General features: G+C 71.6%; 18 protein-coding genes. 14 read left to right on the top strand and 4 right to left on the bottom strand.

Annotated elements, in window-relative coordinates; genetic code table 11:
- Positions 1-359 precede the first annotated feature (359 nt).
- From FB382_RS13995 to FB382_RS13965, 7 genes are read left to right on the top strand one after another with little or no spacing between them, the layout of a single operon-like run.
- On the top strand, positions 360-1,451 hold the full coding sequence (locus tag FB382_RS13995; protein WP_182540052.1) for a hypothetical protein: 1,092 nt from the start codon (positions 360-362) through the stop codon (positions 1,449-1,451).
- Between the two features lie 13 nt (positions 1,452-1,464).
- The gene (locus FB382_RS13990) at positions 1,465-1,848 is read left to right on the top strand and encodes a (deoxy)nucleoside triphosphate pyrophosphohydrolase (protein WP_343055610.1); all 384 of its coding nucleotides are present in this window, start codon (positions 1,465-1,467) and stop codon (positions 1,846-1,848) included.
- Positions 1,848-2,126 carry a hypothetical protein gene (locus FB382_RS13985; RefSeq protein WP_125037995.1) on the top strand — a complete coding sequence of 93 codons (279 nt, stop codon included), beginning with the start codon at positions 1,848-1,850 and terminating at the stop codon, positions 2,124-2,126. Before FB382_RS13990 ends, FB382_RS13985 begins: the two co-directional genes overlap by 1 nt.
- Positions 2,127-2,149: 23 nt before the next feature.
- Entirely contained in the window at positions 2,150-3,058 is a 909-nt protein-coding gene (gene mshB, locus FB382_RS13980; RefSeq protein ID WP_182540050.1) for an N-acetyl-1-D-myo-inositol-2-amino-2-deoxy-alpha-D-glucopyranoside deacetylase, read from the top strand.
- Positions 3,058-3,408, top strand: coding sequence for a hypothetical protein (locus tag FB382_RS13975; protein WP_182540048.1), 351 nt, complete (start codon positions 3,058-3,060; stop codon positions 3,406-3,408). The genes mshB and FB382_RS13975 overlap by 1 nt, the downstream gene beginning before the upstream one ends.
- Positions 3,409-3,417: 9 nt before the next feature.
- Entirely contained in the window at positions 3,418-5,130 is a 1,713-nt protein-coding gene (locus FB382_RS13970) for a VanW family protein (protein ID WP_182540046.1), read from the top strand.
- Positions 5,131-5,167: 37 nt separating this feature from the next.
- Positions 5,168-6,001 carry an esterase/lipase family protein gene (locus FB382_RS13965; protein WP_182540044.1) on the top strand — a complete coding sequence of 278 codons (834 nt, stop codon included), beginning with the start codon at positions 5,168-5,170 and terminating at the stop codon, positions 5,999-6,001.
- Here FB382_RS13965 and FB382_RS13960 read toward each other — a convergent pair.
- Positions 5,979-7,088, bottom strand: a complete 1,110-nt coding sequence (locus FB382_RS13960) for a sulfite oxidase (protein WP_182540043.1) — start codon at positions 7,086-7,088, stop codon at positions 5,979-5,981. The genes FB382_RS13965 and FB382_RS13960 overlap by 23 nt on opposite strands.
- 144 nt (positions 7,089-7,232) lie before the next feature.
- On the opposite strand from FB382_RS13960, the gene FB382_RS13955 reads away from it, so the two are divergent.
- On the top strand, positions 7,233-8,384 hold the full coding sequence (locus FB382_RS13955) for a glycoside hydrolase family 6 protein (protein WP_182540041.1): 1,152 nt from the start codon (positions 7,233-7,235) through the stop codon (positions 8,382-8,384).
- Between the two features lie 10 nt (positions 8,385-8,394).
- Here FB382_RS13955 and aspS read toward each other — a convergent pair whose 3' ends face one another.
- The gene (gene aspS, locus FB382_RS13950; RefSeq protein WP_182540039.1) at positions 8,395-9,717 is read right to left on the bottom strand and encodes an aspartate--tRNA(Asn) ligase; all 1,323 of its coding nucleotides are present in this window, start codon (positions 9,715-9,717) and stop codon (positions 8,395-8,397) included.
- A 181-nt stretch (positions 9,718-9,898) separates the two neighbouring features.
- Between aspS and FB382_RS13945 the strand changes: the two genes are divergently transcribed.
- Complete coding sequence (locus tag FB382_RS13945) at positions 9,899-10,867, top strand: DUF389 domain-containing protein (protein ID WP_182540036.1); 969 nt, start codon at positions 9,899-9,901, stop codon at positions 10,865-10,867.
- Here the strand turns inward: FB382_RS13945 and FB382_RS13940 are convergent.
- A complete protein-coding gene (locus FB382_RS13940; protein WP_182540034.1) occupies positions 10,864-11,772 on the bottom strand; it encodes a GNAT family N-acetyltransferase in 909 nt (302 codons plus the stop codon). The two genes, FB382_RS13945 and FB382_RS13940, sit on opposite strands and share 4 nt — an antisense overlap.
- Before the next feature lie 76 nt (positions 11,773-11,848).
- Between FB382_RS13940 and fdxA the strand changes: the two genes are divergently transcribed.
- The 5 genes from fdxA (at position 11,849) to FB382_RS22900 (ending at position 16,573) form a co-directional block, all read left to right on the top strand.
- Positions 11,849-12,175: a ferredoxin gene (gene fdxA, locus FB382_RS13935; RefSeq protein ID WP_125037985.1), complete on the top strand. Its 327-nt coding sequence runs from the start codon at positions 11,849-11,851 to the stop codon at positions 12,173-12,175.
- Complete coding sequence (gene dapC, locus FB382_RS13930) at positions 12,172-13,272, top strand: succinyldiaminopimelate transaminase (RefSeq protein WP_182540033.1); 1,101 nt, start codon at positions 12,172-12,174, stop codon at positions 13,270-13,272. The genes fdxA and dapC overlap by 4 nt, the downstream gene beginning before the upstream one ends.
- Positions 13,273-13,433: 161 nt before the next feature.
- The gene (locus tag FB382_RS13925) at positions 13,434-13,886 is read left to right on the top strand and encodes a response regulator (RefSeq protein WP_182540031.1); all 453 of its coding nucleotides are present in this window, start codon (positions 13,434-13,436) and stop codon (positions 13,884-13,886) included.
- A 160-nt stretch (positions 13,887-14,046) separates the two neighbouring features.
- Positions 14,047-15,198 (top strand): cytochrome P450, encoded by a 1,152-nt coding sequence (locus FB382_RS22905; protein ID WP_182540029.1) that lies wholly within the window; start codon positions 14,047-14,049, stop codon positions 15,196-15,198.
- Positions 15,191-16,573 (top strand): ATP-binding protein, encoded by a 1,383-nt coding sequence (locus FB382_RS22900; protein ID WP_182540027.1) that lies wholly within the window; start codon positions 15,191-15,193, stop codon positions 16,571-16,573. The genes FB382_RS22905 and FB382_RS22900 overlap by 8 nt, the downstream gene beginning before the upstream one ends.
- A 214-nt stretch (positions 16,574-16,787) precedes the next feature.
- Here FB382_RS22900 and FB382_RS13910 read toward each other — a convergent pair whose 3' ends face one another.
- Complete coding sequence (locus FB382_RS13910; protein ID WP_182540025.1) at positions 16,788-18,293, bottom strand: helix-turn-helix transcriptional regulator; 1,506 nt, start codon at positions 18,291-18,293, stop codon at positions 16,788-16,790.
- Positions 18,294-18,508 lie beyond the last annotated feature (215 nt).

Here is an 18,508-nt window from a genome sequence, read left to right as displayed (position 1 = left end):
GACCCCGACTTGGCCCGACCGACGGTGTTATCTTGACCGCCGACGAAGGATCAATCGGGGAGATCCTTCCTGTCTCGAGGACTCACATGCGCAGATCCATACTCAGTGCTGCCGGCGTCTCGGCGCTGGTCGCCTCCTCCTTCCTGATGCTTCCGGCGCAGTCCGCGACGGCGCCAACGAACGTCGAGGGGAACCACCTCGCTGCTGCTTCTCTCAGGTTGGCCTCGCAGGACTGCCTGGACCCGTCCGCGGCACCCTCGTCTCCGCCCGCGTTCAAGGTTGCGAAGGGGCCAGGACGTGCCCCTTTGGGAAGTCGCTCGGTCGGCTGGGTGACCGCTGACGGCTTCGCTGCCGGGCCCATGCTGCATGTGCAGGATCCGACGAGCCTGAAGTCGCTGCGGGTCTCCGTCTACTCCACGGACGCCGGGGTCCAAGGGCAGGGCGTTGTCACCTACGTGCAGCCCGGACTCGACGGCGTCTGGCGTGGCAAGGTCTTCGTTCCCGCACAGGCGTCACAGGGATGGCGTGTTGTCAACGCGGCAGGACTGACGTACCAGTGGAGGCACTACACGGACGGTGTGGCCGACCAGGACGCCGCGAACCAGGGGATCGCTGGCTTCATCACCGCCCACGGTGGTGACGGAAGTGGTGCGTGGCTCGGCTTCGCCTACGGCTGCGACGGTAACCCGTTCTACCTGGATGGGCTGCAGGTAGAGACCGCCAAGAGCTCGAAGACCTATGACTTCGAGGCATTCGCGACGAGCACCAAGTTCGAGAACGACAAGAAGACGCCCAAGAAGATCACGATCATCGCGGGCAAGCGCCTGCCCCTGACCGCCGAGCTGCGCAAGCGCTTCGAGGGCACGGGGATGGCCGGTCAGCTCAAGATCCAGTCCCGCAAGCTGTCGGAGAAGAAGTGGGGCACGGTCGCCAGGCCCAAGGTGGGCTCGAGCGGCAACTACGACTTCAAGGTGCGTCCCTTCGTCAGCAGTGCGCTGAAGCTGTCCTACGCCGGCACCACGGCGTACGAGGCCTCGAGCCGGCTTCTCACCATCCTGGTCCGGCCCTTCGTGACGGGCGGCTTCGTGAACGCCACGGTCACCAAGGGGCACTCCTTCACGTTGCGCGGGCGCATCCTGCCGGCGCGGCACGCAGGGATCACGCTCCAGCGCTGGGCGGGCACGCACTGGGTGAGCATCAAGAAGGGCTCGACCGGCAACGACGGTCGCTACTCGATCGGTGCGGTCTCGACCAAGGTCGGCCGCAGCTACTGGCGGATCACGGTCGCTCCCGGCGGCGGCAACATCGCCGGCAAGTCGCCGTGGCAGAAGCTCAAGACCGTCGCGCCGCCGACGGGTGGGGGAGGCACTCCGCCCCCGCCCCCGCCGTCCGACGACCCGCCGCCCCCGCCGGCCGACGACCCGCCGCCGCCCCCGCCGCCGACGCACTGAGACAAGGACACGCGTGACGAGACTCGTGGTGGGTGCCGCGATCATCCGGGACGACCGGGTGCTCGCGGCACGCCGCGTCACGCCCCCGTCCGCCGCGGGGCGGTGGGAGTTCCCGGGCGGGAAGGTGGAGCCGTGGGAGTCCACGGAGGAGGCGATCGTCCGCGAGATCCAGGAGGAGCTCGGCTGCGCGATCACCGTCGACCACTGGCTCGAGGGGGAGGCGAAGATCGCCAACACCCACGTGCTGATCGTCGCCCGCGCGACGCTGGCCGACGGTGAGCCGACGCCGGCCGAGCACGACCTGATCCGCTGGCTCAGCCTCGCCGAGCTCGACGACGTGCCGTGGCTCGACTCCGACCTGCCGTTCCTGCCGGAGCTGCGCGCCATACTTGCCTGATGCGCGGCATCTTCTTCGACGAGGACGACGCCCGGGCGGTCGTGGCGCGGCTGGTGCGGGACGGCTTCCAGGCCGACCTCGCCCGCGAACGGCTGGCGGGCGAGGACGACGACGAGGACCACCCGTGGGCGGTCACGACGGACGCTCCGGAGCTGGTCCTCGACGTGCTGATCGACGAGTACGACGGGTGGCTCGACCACCCCGACCACGACCCGGCCACCCCGCCGGCGCCCCCGCTGGTCCTGCCGACCGCCCCCAAGCGGATCAAGCGGCCCTGAACGCGCCCATTAGGCTGGCGACCATGACCGCCGACCACCGCCTCCTGCTCGTGCACGCCCACCCCGACGACGAGTCGATCGGCCAGGGCGCGACGATGGCGAAGTACGTCGCCGAGGGCCGCGACGTGACGCTCGTGACCTGCACGGCGGGCGAGATGGGCGAGATCCTCGTGCCCGAGCTCGAGCACCTCGCCGCCGACAAGGAGGACGGGCTCGGTGAGCACCGTCGCGGCGAGCTCGAGGCGGCGATGAAGGAGCTCGGCGTCACCGACCACCGCTTCCTGGGCGGCTTCGGCACCTACCGCGACTCCGGCATGAAGTGGCACGAGGACGGCCACGCGGTCGCTGCCGACGACGTCCACGACAACGCCTTCTGGCATGCCGACCTCACCGAGGCCGCCGACCACCTCGTCACGGTGATCCGCGAGGTCCGCCCGCAGGTGCTGGTGACCTACGACCAGTTCGGCGGCTACGGCCACCCCGACCACATCCAGGCCCACCGCGTCGCGATGTACGCCGCGCAGCTGGCCGCCATCCCGTCCTACCGCAAGGACCTCGGCGCGCCCTGGGACATCGCCAAGATCTACTGGGGCGCCATGTCGGAGTCCCGGATGCGCGAGGGCCTGCGCGCCATCCGCGCCGCCGGCGACACCACGAGCTTCGAGGGCATGGACCCCGACGGCCCGATGCCGTTCTTCGTGATCCCCGACGAGGACCTCTCGGCCGCCGTCGACGCCCAGGAGTACGTCGACCGCAAGATGGCCGCCCTCGCCGCCCACGCCACCCAGATCGCCGTCGACGGGCCGTTCTTCGCGCTCTCCAACAACGTCGGCACGACCGCCTGGGGCATCGAGTTCTACCGGATCGCCAAGGGCACGCCCGGCCCGGTCGGCGAGGACGGCCTCGAGACGGACCTCTTCGCCGGGGTGTGATGGTCAAGCTCCCGGTCGCGGTCGGCCTCCTGGCCGTCGGCGCGGCCACCGGCCTGTGCGCGGTCGCCCTCCACGAGCTGTGGTGGGGCCTCGGGCTCGCCGTCGCGGCCACGCTGGCGGCCCTCGCGGCACTGCCGCCCGGCTGGTGGCGCCGCCTCGCGTTCGCGGTCGGCTTCGCGCTGATGGTGGCCTACCTGGTCCCGCAGCGGCCCGAGGGTGACTACGCGATCGGCACCGACACCCAGGGGTACGTCGTCATCGGGTTCGCCCTCTTCGTCCTGCTCGTCGGCCTCGCCACGACCCGCGGCCCCCGGCGCGTGCGCCCGGTCGCGGACGACCCCGCTCCCTAGGATTGCGGCATGGACCAGGAGCGCGAGAGCGAGGGCGGCAAGGTCGTCCTGGTCATGCTGCTGGTCCTCGTCCTGTTGGTCGCGGGAGGGTACGCCGCGGCGTACGCCTTCGCCGGCAACAAGCTGCCCCAGGGCGCCGAGATCGCCGGTGTCCGCGTCGGCGGGCTGCGGCCCGTGGTCGCCGAGCAGACGCTCCGCGACGGCCTCGCCGACCGCGTCGACGCGCCGATCACGGTCACCGTCGGGGGCCAGCCCGTCGAGCTCGTGCCGAGCCAGATCGGCCTCGGGGTCGACTACGCCGCCAGCGTCGCAGCGGCCGGCGGCGAGCGGAGCTGGCGCCCCTCCCACCTGTGGGACTACTACACCGCCGGCGGCGACCACGCGCCGGAACTGGCCGTCGACACCGCCGCCCTGACCCAGGCGATGACCAACCTGGCCGCGACGACCGGCCACCACCCCGTCGACGGCACGGTCTCGTTCAAGGACGGCAAGATCGTCACGACCTCCGCCCGCCCCGGCCTCGCGATCGACCCGCAGGAGGCAGCGCAGCAGGTCGAGGACGCCTACCTCACCGAGCTGGCCGACGAGGGTGTCGAGGTGGCGCTCCACCAGGTGCAGCCCGACGTCGACAACGCCGATGTCCAGAAGGCGCTCGACAGCTTCGCCAACCCGGCCCTCTCCAGCGCCGTCACCCTCGACTTCGGCGACGCCAGCATCCGGCTGCAGCCGCGCGACTACGCCGACGCGCTCGCCCTGGAGCCCCACGACGGCAGGCTCGAGCCGACCGTCGACGAGAAGAAGCTGATCAAGCTCGTCGACCGGGCCATCAGCGACCACGGCGCCCCCGTCCCCGCGACCGTCGCGCTGGTCAACGGCAGGCCGCGGGTCATCCCCGACAAGCCCGGCGTCACGTTCCACCCCTCCGACGTCACCGACGCCTTCCTCTCCCTGGTCACCCGGCCCGACGGCAAGCGCGAGATGAAGGTGAAGGCCACCGTCGCCCGGGCCGCCTTCACCACGAAGGACGCCCGCAAGCTCGGGATCAAGCAGCAGATCTCGACGTTCACGACCTACTACCCCTACGCGGAGTACCGCAACGTCAACATCGGCCGCGCCGCCGAGCTCGTCGACGGCACCGTCCTCAAGCCCGGCCAGACGTTCTCCCTCAACAAGACCGTGGGGGAGCGGACCCGCGCCAACGGCTTCACCGAGGGCTTCATCATCAGCAACGGCATCTTCGCCGAGGATCTCGGCGGCGGCGTCTCCCAGATGGCCACCACGACGTTCAACGCGATGTTCTTCGCCGGGCTCAAGGACGTCGAGCACAAGCCGCACTCCTTCTACATCGACCGCTACCCGGTCGGCCGGGAGGCCACCGTCGCCTGGGGCTCGGTCGACCTGCGGTTCACCAACGACACGCCGTACGGCGTCCTCATCAGCGCCCACGTCACGCCGAGCACCCCCACCAGCCAGGGCGTCGTGACCGTCAGCATGTGGTCCACCAAGGTCTGGGACATCACCACGACCACCGGCGACCGCTACCACTTCGTGCCGCCGAAGACCCGCACCCTGCACACGAAGGACTGCTACCCCAACGAGGGCTACGACGGCTTCGACATCGACGTCGTCCGCTACTTCCGGAAGGTCGGCCAGTCCGCGCTCGACCACCAGGAGACCTTCCACACCCACTACATCCCCAGCGACACGGTGATCTGCAAGTAGCCCGTGACCCGGGACCCGCGTGGCTCGTTGGGCCCGCATGAGGACGTGGATCGCAGCTCTCGGACTGGCCATCCTGATCGTGATCGTGCTGCCCCTCATGAGCGTGGCCGACCCGGCCTACCCGACCAACCCCTTCGGCGAGCCGACCGGCGCCAACGACTGGTCCTGCCGACCGACGACGCAGCGGCCGGAGCCGGTGATCATCGTGCACGGGACGTTCGGCGACCGGAAGAGCCTCCTCGACGACCTCTCGGCCGCCATGGTCGACCGGGGCTTCTGCGTCTTCTCCCTCGACTACGGCAACCGCGGCACCGGCCCGATCGCCGACTCCGCACGCCAGCTCAAGCGCTTCACGCAGAAGGTGCTCGACGCGACCGGGGCCAGCAAGGTCTCGATGGTCGGGCACTCCCAGGGCGGCATGATGCCGCGCTACTACATCAAGTTCCTCGGCGGTGACGCCGTCGTGGATGACCTGGTCGGGCTCTCCCCGTCCAACCACGGGTCGACCGTGGTCCCGGGCGGCTCGGGCTCGGGCGGTGGCTCCGGCACGGGCGGTTTCTGCGTCGCCTGCGACCAGCAGTCAGCCGGTTCGCCCTTCCTGCGCCGGCTCAACGCCGGTGACGAGACGCCCGGCCAGGTCAGCTACACCCAGATCACCACCCGCTACGACGAGGTCGTCGTGCCCTACACCTCGGCCTACCTCGCCGCGGGGCCGCGCACCACCAACATCACGCTGCAGGACGCCTGTCCGACCGACCTGGCCGAGCACGTCCGCATCCCGATGAGCACCGCCGCGATCTCCTGGACCCTCGACGCGCTCACCCACGACGGGCCGGCCGACCCGCGGTTCACGCCGGCGTGCGGCGTCTGACCTCTGAAGTGACTGTCACCACGCGGCGTACGACGGCGCCGAAGAGGTAGCCGTCGTCGTTGAGCGGCGCCTCCAGCGGCTGCACGCGGCCGAGGCTGTCGGTCGCCCGGGTCATCAGGGTGGCGGGGCCGACGCCGGTCGGGGTCCACGGGTGCTCCCACTCGACCCAGCTCGACGGCTCGTTGGGGCCGGTCAGGTGCGCCTCGTCCCACGACTCGCCGCCGTCGGTGCTGACCTCGACCATCCGGATCGACGCCTCGCCCGACCACGCGCGGCCGCGCAGCAGGGTCAGGTGCCCCACGCTCGGCTCGCCGGTCACGTCGACCACGCTCTTGGGAGGCATTCGGTCCAGCACGGCGTGGTCGCCGGACCAGTCGTCGCCGTGCATGCGGTACCACCGCGTGTTCCACGGCGAGTCCACCACTGACGTCGTGACCCGCAGCTCGCCGAGCCACTTGATGCTCGCGATGCCGACCCAGCCGGGCACGACCAGCCGGGCGGGGAAGCCGTGGTCGGGCGGCAGCGGCTCGCCGTTCATCTCCCACGCGATGATCGTGTCGTCCAGCGCCTTGCCGATGGGCAGCGGGCGTCGTACGCGTCCGTGGTTGATGCCGTCCTCGACATAGGGAGCGTCCAGCCCGACCGGCATCACCTGCACCGCGTCGCCGCGCAGGCCTGCGTGCCGCAGCACGGTGCGCAGCGGGACGCCGGTCCAGCGGGCCACGCCGATGGCGCCGAGCTCCCACGGGGTGCCGGGGGTGGGCGTGCCCTGTTGGGTGCCGAAGAGGCTGCGTCCGTTGCCCGTGCACTCCACCGCGCGCTCGTAGGTGGTGCTGGTGAAGGCCTTCAGGTCCGCCAGGGAGTACGTCGTGTCGCCGACCACGCCGTCGCCGCTGACCAGCAGCCGCCACGCGCCCTCGTCGATCACCGGGGGACGGGTGTGGTTGCGGACGAAGAACCGGTCGTTGGGGGTCACCCGCGGGACGTCGGCCTCCCAGCGGCTCTCGGCGTCGCCGAACGAGTCCTCGCCGTGGTGGACGAACCAGCTTCCGCCGTCCACCGGACGGTCCCATCGGTCGCGCAACATGCGGTAACCATACTAAGCAAGTGTTGATAAGCGAATTGACGCGCCGTGTCCTTCTCGTGACCTGTTCGTCGGACACGGCGCGAGGGGCGCTGCGAGACTGCCGCCCTCGGAAGGAGCCCGCGACCCCCCGCGCGGGACAGCACCATGAACAAGCTCGCAGCCCTGCTCTTCGCCGTCCTGATGATCGGCGCCCTCGCCGCTGAGCCGGCGGCCGCGGCCCGCTCGACACCCCGCTGGGAGGTCTGGCAGGTGCCGGAGAAGCCGGCCAGGGCCAACCCGCACAACCCGCTGGCGAACCGGCTCTGGGGCGTCTACGACGGGCCCCAGGACCAGGTGTGGGCGCCGTACCTCTCCGCGTCGGGCACCACGAAGCACCTCATCGGCAAGGTCGCACTCCGACCGCGGACGAAGTGGTATGGCTCGTTCGTGCCCGACGCCCTCATCGAGGACACGGTCCGCAGCTACATCGCCGCCTCGCAGGACGGCGACCCGAGCAAGCTCGTGCAGCTCGCGGTCTTCCGGATGGCGCCGTGGGAGCACGAGGCCTGCAACCGACCGCCGAGCCAGGCCGAGCGGACCAGCTACCGCGCGTGGATCAAGGGCCTGGCCCGCGGCATCGCGGAAACCCCGACGCTGGTCGTGATGCAGCCCGACGGGCCGTTCCTGTGGTGCGCGCCCAACAGGACGGTGACGGCCAAGCTGCTGACCTTCGCCACGAAGACCCTCTCGGCCCTCAAACGCACCAGCGTCTACATCGACGCCGGCGCGGCCGACTGGTGCGAGAACGAGAAGGGGCACGACCCCGAGCGCTGCGCCGCGATCCTCAAGCGCACCGGCATCCGCCACGCCCGCGGCTTCGCACTGGACTCCACCCACTACAACAGCGCGAGCAGCAACATCCGCCACGGTGCCGCGATCGTGCGCATCCTCAAGCGCGACGGCTTCGGCTCGAAGCACTTCATCGTCGACACCGCCCAGAACGGCCGGCCCATGACGTGGGGCGAGGTCATCCCGTCCACGCCGGGCGGCCTCAAGAACGACGCCCGCACCTGCTCGACGCAGAAGATGCGCCGGTGCGTCACCCTCGGCATCCCGCCGACCGCCCAGCCGGGCGCCGCCCGCTACGGGATGCCCCGGGACGTGCGGCACCTCGCGGACGCCCTGGTCGACGGCTTCGTCTGGTTCGGCCGGCCGTGGCTGCACAACCAGGCCGACCCGTTCGTGGCCCAGCGCGCGCTCGACATGGGGCGCACCACGCCGTGGCCCGGCCCGCGGACGGGGACGCCCGCGGGCTGAGCCACACCTCCTACGGCGCGAGCCGGTGCAGGTCGCGCGGGAAGAGCGTCACCTCGCGCACGTTGGCGCTGCCGGTCAGCCGCGACGTCCACCGCTCGAGTCCGATCGCGAAGCCGCCGTGCGGCGGGATGCCGCGGCGGAAGGCGTCGACGTACGACGCGTAGGGCTCGAGCGGATAGCCCCGCTCCGCCAGCGTCGCCACGTAGTCGTCGTACCGGTGCAGCCGCTGGGCCCCGCTGACCAGCTCGGTGCCGCGGAAGATCAGGTCGAAGGAGCGCGACCAGTGCGGGTCCTCGGGGTCCGGGTGGCTGTAGAACGCCCGGTTGGCCGTGGGGTAGCCCTCGACGACGACGAAGTCGCTGCCGTGCTCCTCCTTGGCCCACGCCCCGAGCGCCCGCTCGTGCGCCGGCGCCAGGTCGGGCTCGTCGGCGGGTGCGCCGGCGATCTCCAGCGCCTCGCGGAAGTGCAGCACCGGGAACTCGTCCGGCACGACCGGCACGTCGATCGCGAGCCGCTCGACCGCTGACGCGGCCCGCTCGTGGATCGCCGCGACCATCCCCGCGACGACGTCGCGCAGGCAGGCCACGACCTCGCGGTGGTCCTCGATGAAGCCGAGCTCCACGTCGAGGGAGGTGTACTGCGCGAGGTGCCGCACCGTGTCGTGCGGCTCGGCCCGGAAGACGGGGCCGACCTCGTAGACCCGCTCGAAGACGCCGACCAGCACCTGCTTGTAGAACTGCGGCGACTGCGCGAGGTAGGCCTTGCGTCCGAAGTAGTCGACCTCGAAGACGTTGGCGCCCGACTCGGTCGCGGACTCCACGAGCTTGGGGGAGTGCACCTCGGTGAAGCCGGTGGCGTCGAGCGTCGACCGGAAGCCGTGCAGGCTCGCCGCGGCCAGCTCCCACTTGGCCCGCTGGGCGGGGTGCCGCCACGTCGTGGCCGCCTGGTCGAGCAGGGTCGGCAGCCCGGCGGTCAGGGTGGGTCGCCACAGCTCGACCGGCGGGGTGTCGGCCGGGTCGCCGAGCGCCTCGATCACGGGTGACGTGACCTCGATCCCGCCCGGCGCCTGCGGGTTGGCGGTCGCGAGCCCGGTCACGGTCACCGCGGTCTCCTCGGGCGGGACGGCCAGGTCGACGTCCTTGACCACGACCTGCGCGAGGCCCGTGCGGTCCCGCACGACGAGGAAGGTCAGGGCCGCGAGCTCGCGGCGGCGGTGCACCCAGCCCTGCAACCGGACGGTCTGTCCGGGCGTGGCCGAGGAAAGGTCTGCACACAGGGTGCGCTCGGTGGTTGAGGAGCGAGCGCCAGCGAGCGTCTCGAAACCATGGGACATGCGATTCACCTCCAGATAGGCACGAAAGCCCTGGAGGTGTGGGCGGGGGCAAAGTCGCGGTGCCACCACACCTTCGCCGACTCGTCGTCGGCCTCTCGTCGGTGACGCCGGACGCACGGACCCCCGCGTCGCGAGGGTTGTCAGGCCTCACGGAGGACGGGCACAGCCTACTGTGTCGCGCGTGCTCGTTCACTTCCGTTTGACCACGCCCTCCGACCTCTCCGGTGAGGTCCTCGACCTCCTGCGCGAGCGGAGGTGGACCACCAACGTCACCGTCCAGCGCGGGGCCTGCCTCGATCCCGAGGGTGACCTGATCGAGTGCGACGTGGCCCGCGAGAAGGCCGGGGTGCTGCTGCACTGCCTCAACGAGGCGGGCCTCGACCGCCGCGGCGGCATCGTCGTCAGTACACCCACCGGCACGCCGTTCGAGCGCGCCGAGGAGATCGAGGCACTCGCCCCGGGCCACCCCGACGACGCCGTCATCTGGGAGGGCGTCGAGGCCAAGGCGGCGGACGGCGCCCAGCCGACCGTGTCCTTCCACGTCTTCCTGGTGCTCGCGGTGGCGCTCGCCGCGATCGCCGTGGTCACCGACTCCGCGATCCTGGTGGTCGGCGCGATGGTCGTCGGCCCGGAGTTCAGCGCGATCGCCGCGGCCAGTGCCGGCGTGGTGCTGGGCAGCTGGTCGCTGGTCTACCGCAGCCTGCGGCTGCTGCTCTTCAGCTTCGTCTTCGCGATCCTCGTCGTCGCGGTGCTGGCGGTCGGTGCCCACCTCTCGGGGGCGGTCACGCCCGACATGATCACCCGGCCGCGACCCAACACCGGCTTCATCTGGAAACCGGACATCTGGTCCTTCGTGGTGGCGCTGATCGCCGGCGCGGCCGGGGTGCTCGCCCTCGCGATCGACCGCGCCAACGTCATGGTCGGCGTCTTCATCAGCGTCACGACCGTGCCTGCCGCCGGCAACCTCGCCCTCGGCATCGCCCTGTGGCAGCGGCAGGAGATCGTCGGCTCGCTCGAGCAGCTCGGCGCCAACGTGGCCGGCATGCTCGTCTCGGGCGTCCTGGTGCTCGCGGTGATGAAGGTCGCCTGGCCGGCCATCACCGCCGGCTCCGAGCGTCTGCCCGGGTGGAGCGGGCGCCGGCGCACCTAGGCGGTGGGCGGCGCCAGGTAGCGGTAGGCGTGGTGGGTCACGAACCCCAACCCGGCATAGAGCGCCAGCGCGGGCGCGTTGTCGCCCAGCACCTGGAGGTACGCCGTGCGCGCACCCCGCTCCGCGCCCCACTCCAGCAGGGCGGCCATCACCTGCAGGCCCAGCCCCTGCCGGCGTGCGGACTCGGCCACCTCGATGCTGCGGAATCCGACCCAGTCGTCGGCGTACGCCGCCACGCCGGAGGCGAGGTCGCCGATGCGCGCCACCACGAGGTCGCCGTCCTCCTCGAGCACGGCCGGCTTCGTTGATCGAGCCTGTCGAGATCCCAGCCCACGCCGAGCACTCGCCACCGACGCGAGCTGGAAGAGCGTGTCGTCGTCGTTGCTCTCCGCGCCCCACCCGAGGTCGCGGAAGAACGCGTGCTCCGGCGACCCAGTGATGACCGCCGCGATCGGTCGCCCGGTGCGGCCGGCGTACCACTGCACGACGGCGTCGAGGTCGTCGTGGACGCCGGAGGGTCCGAACGCGAGCACCGAGTTGGCGCGCCGCGCCGTCGAGGTGGGCGAGTGCCGCAGCAGCCACGCGCCATGGTGTTCGGTCTCCAGGTCCGGCCAGAGCGCGAGCGCCCGCGTCTGGGCCTCGAGGGGGCTGACCCGCAGCCGCGGCGAGGGCCGCGGAGGCACGGGCTTGCCGGACACGATGTCGGCGAGCCGGATGGTCACGGGGTCGCCGTGCTCGGGAGCCACGACGCAGGAGCCGTCGCCCCAGGCCAGACAGATGCCGAGAAGGTCCGTCATCGCGGGGCCGCCCGAGGGGCCGGTCTCGCCGGGCAGGATGCGACGTACGACGACGCGCTGGCCGACCACGTGCGGGCCCAGACCGTGGGCTTCCGGGGGGACAGGCACGACGGGATACTAGGCTGTGCCCGACCGCTCCAGGGTGGTCTGTCCGTTGTGCAACGTGCTCCCTCAGGAGGAACTGGTGACCTACGTCATCGCCCAGCCGTGCGTCGACCTGAAGGATCGTGCGTGCGTCGACGAGTGCCCTGTCGACTGCATCTACGAGGGCAAGCGGATGCTCTACATCCACCCCGACGAGTGCGTCGACTGCGGTGCGTGCGAGCCGGTCTGCCCGGTCGAGGCGATCTTCTACGAGGACGACACCCCGGAGCAGTGGAAGGACTTCTACACCGCCAACGTCGGGTTCTTCGAGGACCTCGGCTCGCCCGGCGGTGCCGCCAAGATGGGTGAGATCGACAAGGACCACCCGATCGTCGAGGCGCTCCCGCCGCAGCCGCACGACGAGTGAGGCCACTCGTCTCCACGCGGCTCCCGGACTTCCCCTGGGACCACCTGACGTCGTACGCCGCCACGGCGCGCGCGCACCCCGACGGGATCGTCGACCTCTCGGTCGGCACTCCCGTCGACCCGACCCCTGCCGTCGTGCAGGACGCGCTGCGCGCTGCCGCGGACTCGCCGGGCTACCCGACGACGATCGGGCGCGTCGAGACCCGCCAGGCCTGCCTGGACTGGCTCGAGCGCAGCCACGGCGTCACCGGCCTTGGTCTGGACGCCGTGCTGCCGGTGATCGGCTCCAAGGAGCTGATCGGCTCGATGGCCGCCCACCTCGGCATCGGGGCGGGCGACCTGATCGCCTATCCGGCGCTGGCCTACCCGACCTACGAGGTCGGCGCCGCGCTGTGCGGCGCCCGCGCGGTGGCCACCGACTCGCTCACCTCGCTCGGCCCCGAGACCCCGGCGCTGCTCTGGCTCAACAGCCCCTCCAACCCGACCGGTCGGGTGCTGCCCGTCGAGCACCTCAAGAAGGTCGTGGACTGGTGCCGTGAGCGCGGCACGATCCTGGTCTCCGACGAGTGCTACCTCGAGTGCGCCTGGGAGGCCTCGCCCGTCTCGGTGCTGCACCCGTCGGTCAGCGGGGGCTCCGCCGAGGGCATCCTCTCGGTCCACTCGCTCTCCAAACGGTCCAACCTCGCCGGCTACCGCTGTGCCTTCGTGGCGGGCGACCCCGCCCTGGTCGGCGAGCTGCTGGCCGTCCGCAAGAACCTCGGCCTGCAGATGCCGTCACCGCAGCAGGCCGCGATGATCGCGGCCCTCGACGACGACGCCCACGTGGCCGACCAGCACGCCCGGTACGCCGCGCGCCGGGCCCGGCTGCGCGAGGCCCTCGAGCACGCGGGCTTCCGCATCGACCACTCCGAGGCCTCGCTCTACCTCTGGAGCACCCGTGACGAGGACTGCTGGGCCACGGTGGCCTGGCTGGCCGAGCGCGGCATCCTCGCGGCACCGGGGTCGTTCTACGGCGTCGCCGGCAACCGCCACGTTCGGATCGCCTTCACCGCCACCGACGAGCGCATCGACGCCGCCGTCGCCCGGCTCGCAGGCTGATCCGGCCGGGTTTCGCTGTCCGGGTTCGGCGGACATGGCACGCGAGCGGGCCAGGACCGGGCAAGATAGGCACCAGCAGAACCCGGGGGTCAAGCCAGCAAGGAACGTCGGTCGTGGGTGGGGGTCCGCGTCGCGACGTACGTGACCGACGAGGGAACCGCATGACCGACAGTGACAACGCAGTCGACGCGGGGACGCCTGTCCCGCATCCGGACGCGGCTGTCCACACAGCGGACGCGGTCCAGACCGCTCGCGTGTTGCGGGTGCTCGTCGCCGACGACGTCGACATCGTGCGCGAGCTGCTCCGCCGGATGCTCGAGAAGCTCGGCCACGTCGTCGACGAGGTGACCGACGGGCAGGAGGCTGTCGAGGCGGTTTCCGCGGGGAACTACGACCTGTTGCTCCTCGACCTGTCCATGCCGCGGATGTCCGGCATCGACGTCGCCCGCTGGCTCAATGCCCACCCCGAACACGCCCGGGACATGAACGTCGTGATCGTCAGCGCGTCGGCTCGCGATGAACGCCCCATTCTCAACGAGCTGGGCATTAGTCTCTTCCTGCCCAAGCCGATTCGCCGTCAAGAACTGGCCGACCTCCTCGATGGCCTCAGCTGAGCCCATGGGGACACGCCTGAAGCTCTCGACGGAGCGGTCCGCCCTCATCCGGGCACTCGGGGCACGGATCCACCCCCAGGAAAGGAGCCTCGGTGATCTCGAAGATCAAGCAGCGCCGCGCGACCTCGCGCGCCCTGCGCGCTCTGCGCGGCGTTTACCCGTGGGTCCCGACGCACTGATGTCGTTGGCGACACCCGATGACGGCACCGGGGATCCCGACGGGATCCTCGGTGCCGTTGCTTCCGCGGTCGGGTCACCGACCCCGGTCTGGCTCAACCCGCGCGGCCCGGTGCTCGTCCCGACGCTGGCCGACGCCCGCGCCGTCCTCAAGGACGTACGTCGCTTCCCGATCCCCTTCGACGCGAGCCGACGCCCACTCGCGGGCATGGGTGCAGATCAACCGGAAGGGCGTCCGGACAAGCACACTCCAGCCCTCACGTCCGATGCCGTCGCCGTGGGACGGGGCGTCTTCGTCGCCGAGCTCGCCGCCGTCTGGCCCGACGCGCCCCTTGGCCTCGACGAGATCACCGTCCACCCCCTCGACCTGCTCCGGACGCCCGTGAGCCGGTCGACGACCGCAGCGCTGGTGCCGGCTGCGGGTCAGGCAACCCGAGACCACATCGCGATGCTGACGTTGACGTGGGTCGACGCGCTGGCGCCGGTGATCAGCGCGGCACGACCGCCTCGTCGGTGGTCCGTTGACCGTCGGCGCGAGCAGCGGGCGCTCCGCGACCTGCGTGCCGCCCTCGCCGAGGTCGGTGTCTCCGCGTCCAGCGCGATGGCGACTGCCCTGGCGGCCGGAGTCCAGGTGCCGATCGCGGCCGGTGCCTGGGTGCTCCAGCAGCTCGCAGCCCATCCGGACGTAGCTGCGGCGGCCGGCGCCGATCCGCGGCTGCGGACCGCGATCGTCTGGGAGACCCTGCGTCTCTACCCGCCGACCTGGCTGCTCCCGCGGATCTCTGTCGACGAGTCGGTGATCGGCGGCGTGACCCTGCCGGCGTACACGCCCCTCGTCGTGAGCCCCCGCGCGCTCGGCCAGCTCGGCGAGGTGGCGCCCGGCCCGGAGTCCGGCTTCAAGCCGCTGACGGACTTCGACCCGACCCGCTGGTGCGACGACACGGCACGGCCGGGTGCCTGGCTCCCGTTCGGCGCCGGCCCCCACGCGTGCCCCGGCCGCAACCTGGCCCTCGCGCAGCTGGTGCACCTGGTGGAGCGAGGCGTCGAGCAGCGGCTCCGGGCGTCCGGCCCGGTGCGCATCGACGCCAGCCGTGGCCTGCGGCCCTCGCCGGCGAGGGTGGTCCTCGGTGGCTGACGACGTGCTCGGACCCGAGCGGGCCCTCGTGTTCGCGACGCCCGCCCCGATCCCGCCCGAGGTGCAGGCGGCGGTGACCAGGATCCTGACCGGTGGGCTCAGCCTGACCGAGGCCTTCACGGTCACGGTGGACGCCCTCGCATCGGTCAACCCGACCGCGTCACGCCTGTCGGTGGTGTCGACCACGCTGCGCCCCGACCAGGAGCAGGGCTGGATCCGACTCGGGGACCGCGCCTGGCTGATGGAGCGCGTCGCCGAGGGCGTGATCCCCACGGCCCATGTGGGCGCCGACGCCGGTGCGGGCCGCGCCCTGTCGCTTCCGTGGTTCTCCCAGCAGGTCCGCGAGCACGGGGTCGTGGGCATCACCGACACCGGCCTGCTCGACGGGGAGGCGGAGGGCGATCGCACCGAGATCGAGGCCGGCGGTTCCTACGCCGCCGTGGGCAGCAGCATGCTCTGCGACGGCACGAGCTACGGCAGCATCGGCGTGGCCCGTGCCGAGCCCGGCCCGTGGCCGGCGGAGACCCTGGCCGCGGTGCAGGTGCTCACTGCCGCCCTGGCCTCACGCATGGCCGCGGAGCGGGCGCGGGTGTCCCTGGCCGATGCCATCGCCCGAGGTGACCAGGCCAGGGAGAGCCAGCAGCACTTCTTCGCGGCGCTCGGCCACGAGCTGCGCACCCCGATCAGCGCCATCATCGGCACCGCCGAGCTCCTGGCCGACGAGGCAGCGGACCTGGTCGAGCAGTCGGACCAGGAGGGGCCCGACCGGGACACGGTCGCGGGATTCGCCACCGGCGTCGTCAAGGACTCGGGGGTGGTGCTCAGCGCCGCTGAGCAGCTGCTCGCGGTCATCGACTCCCTCCTGGAGACGGGGCAGGAGCTGGGCGGCGGTACGCCCCGCCAGGCGGTCAGCGTCGCGGAGGCCGTGAGTGACGTCGTCCACTGGTTGCGGGCGCCCGCACTCACCGCCGGAGTGACGGTCTCCTTCTCCCCGGACATCACCGAGTGCGTCCTGACCACGCCGTCCGGGCTGCGGCAGGTGCTCGCGAACCTGGTCGGCAACGCGATCGCCTACAACCACCCCGGGGGGCGGGTCAGTGTGGTGACATCCGCGTCGTCCGACGACCAGGGGATCGCGCACGTGCGCATCACCGTCCACGACACGGGCCCCGGCCTGAGCCCGGAGCAGCAGGCCGACGTGTTCAAGCCCTTCGTGCGCTTCGCCGACCCCGAGGTCCGTGGGACGGGCCTGGGCCTCGCCCTGTCGCGCTCCATCGTCGAGCGCGACGGGGGACTCATGGGGGTGGAGTCAACGCCGGGCGAGGGTGCTGCCTTCTGGGTCGATCTTCCCGCTGTGGTCCGTCCCCAGGAGTGACCGTCGTCCGCGGCACGGCGGATACACGTGCCACGGCACCCTCGAGCCTTTGTCCCGGAAAAGCGCCGTTCCGGGACAAAGCGATGCGCTGTCCAACGCTCCCCTAGATTTTCCCCAGGCCGGACAACATGGCCGCCCTGGAGTGGGGCCGGGGCTTGGTGGGGTGGCCGCATGCACGGGGGTCAAGCGGCCATCCCACCTCCTTCACTCAGGCTCAGATCAGGATTCGACCACTGCGGTCGGACCACCAGACGGCCGAGTCGCGGAGTTCTCGCGAGAGTCCGGCCCGCTCCCGCAGCGCACGCAGCCGCGGGTCATTGGCCTGGCCCAGGGCGGTCACCGTGTGGCGTCGAGCCTCCTCGTCCCCGCCCAGCCCTCGCTCGACGGCGGCGTCCGGCAGCACGCCGCCACCCGACCCGATCAGTCGCACCCCGGTGACGAAGTCCGCGTCGTCCTCGGACTCCAGGAGCCCGGCTCCCTCCGGGAGCGGGCGGCCCTGGTGCATGCTCACCAGCGCCCTCCGCATGGCGGTGCGCGAGTCCTCGTCGCGGGTTCGGGGGAGCTCGTTCAGCAGGACCTCCGCGAACGGATCCCGGAACGCCGAGGCGCGCAGGAGCATCAGTGCGTGGGCCATCCGCACGCCCCGGATCTCGAAGAGGCTCTCGAAGACGAGTCGGTCGAGCAGCGGCTCCTCGGGGTGTCCCAGGCGAGCGCACACGGCCCGCCCGAGCTCCCGCGCCCTCTCGTAGTGGCGGTTGCGGCGGCTCCGTGACCAGTCCGGCGGTGGTGCCGGGAGCGCGGCGTCGACGTCGCAGGACCGCCGTACCTCGCGCTGCAGCTCGGGCGGTAGCGCGGTCGCGAGCTGCGCGAGGGCCGAGCGCCGTCCCGGGTCCGGGTCGGACCACGCCTCGACCAGCGCCGGGACGAGGGTCGCCCACTCGCGGGCGTCGAGGTCGCCACTCAGGAGCATGCTCTGGAGGGCGTACGTCGCGCTCCGGCAGAGCTCTACACGCTCGTGGCTCAGGAGGTCGTTGAGCCAGTGCAGCAGCGAGGGAGTGGGGCGGTCCGACAGGGGGCCGAACAGTCGGTCGACGGCGGGGTGGCCGGGGACGAGGATCTCGTGCCGGGTGACGTCCTCGAGCAGGTCGCCGTACGGGCCGATGCGGAGCGAGGACAGGGCCTCGTGCCGCGTGATCATCGCAGTGCCGACGGCAAGTCCCAGCTCGGCGTTGATGCGGACGAGGTGCGGCTCCATGAGGCGGACCGGCAACCCGAAGCCGCTGGTGTGGGAGTGCGCGCGCGCGAAGCGCATCCACGCGCCGCCCGAGGGGGCCTCCACGTCGATCCCGTCGCATGCCGCGCTGAACCGTTCGAGGCTCGGCCTCCCGGGTTCTCCCACTTCCCGGGACTCTGGTGGTGCGTAGCGGAAGGTGCGGCAGAGCAGACCGATGGTGCCCCTCAACACCCCGTCGGGCAGCCCCAGGACGCTGGCATAACCGTCCAGGGCCGCGGGCGAGCGATGACCCTCGGTCTCGATCCTGCTCAGCGTGGACGCCGACAGGCCCACGCCGCGCTCGGTCAGCTCGAGCGACATCTCGCGCAGGGACAGCCCGGCCACCATCCGGTGGGTCCGCAGCAGCCAGCCGATGCGCACCGGGATGTCGATGCGGGAGCCGGCCAGTGGCGTCCTGTCGTCGGCGGCGGGGGAGACCTTGGGCACGCGCCCATCCTCGGTCATCCGGGCCCGCGGGAGCCGGTGATTCCCACCCTTTGTCCCACATTGATGTGATCGTGCAACAAACGCTTTTCGGCCCCGGTCGGCAGTCACCATGAAGGTGCCCGATGGAAGCGCAGTCCGGTCGTCCGCACCCACGGGGGTGTGTGGACGACGTATCGGGGGCCGCGGTCCGGACGGCAAGGGGTCCGACCCGTCAG

The organism is Nocardioides ginsengisegetis (assembly GCF_014138045.1).
Lineage (GTDB): Bacteria > Actinomycetota > Actinomycetes > Propionibacteriales > Nocardioidaceae > Nocardioides > Nocardioides ginsengisegetis.
Note: the sequence above shows the minus strand (reverse complement) of the source record. Positions and strands in the feature narration are given on the sequence as shown.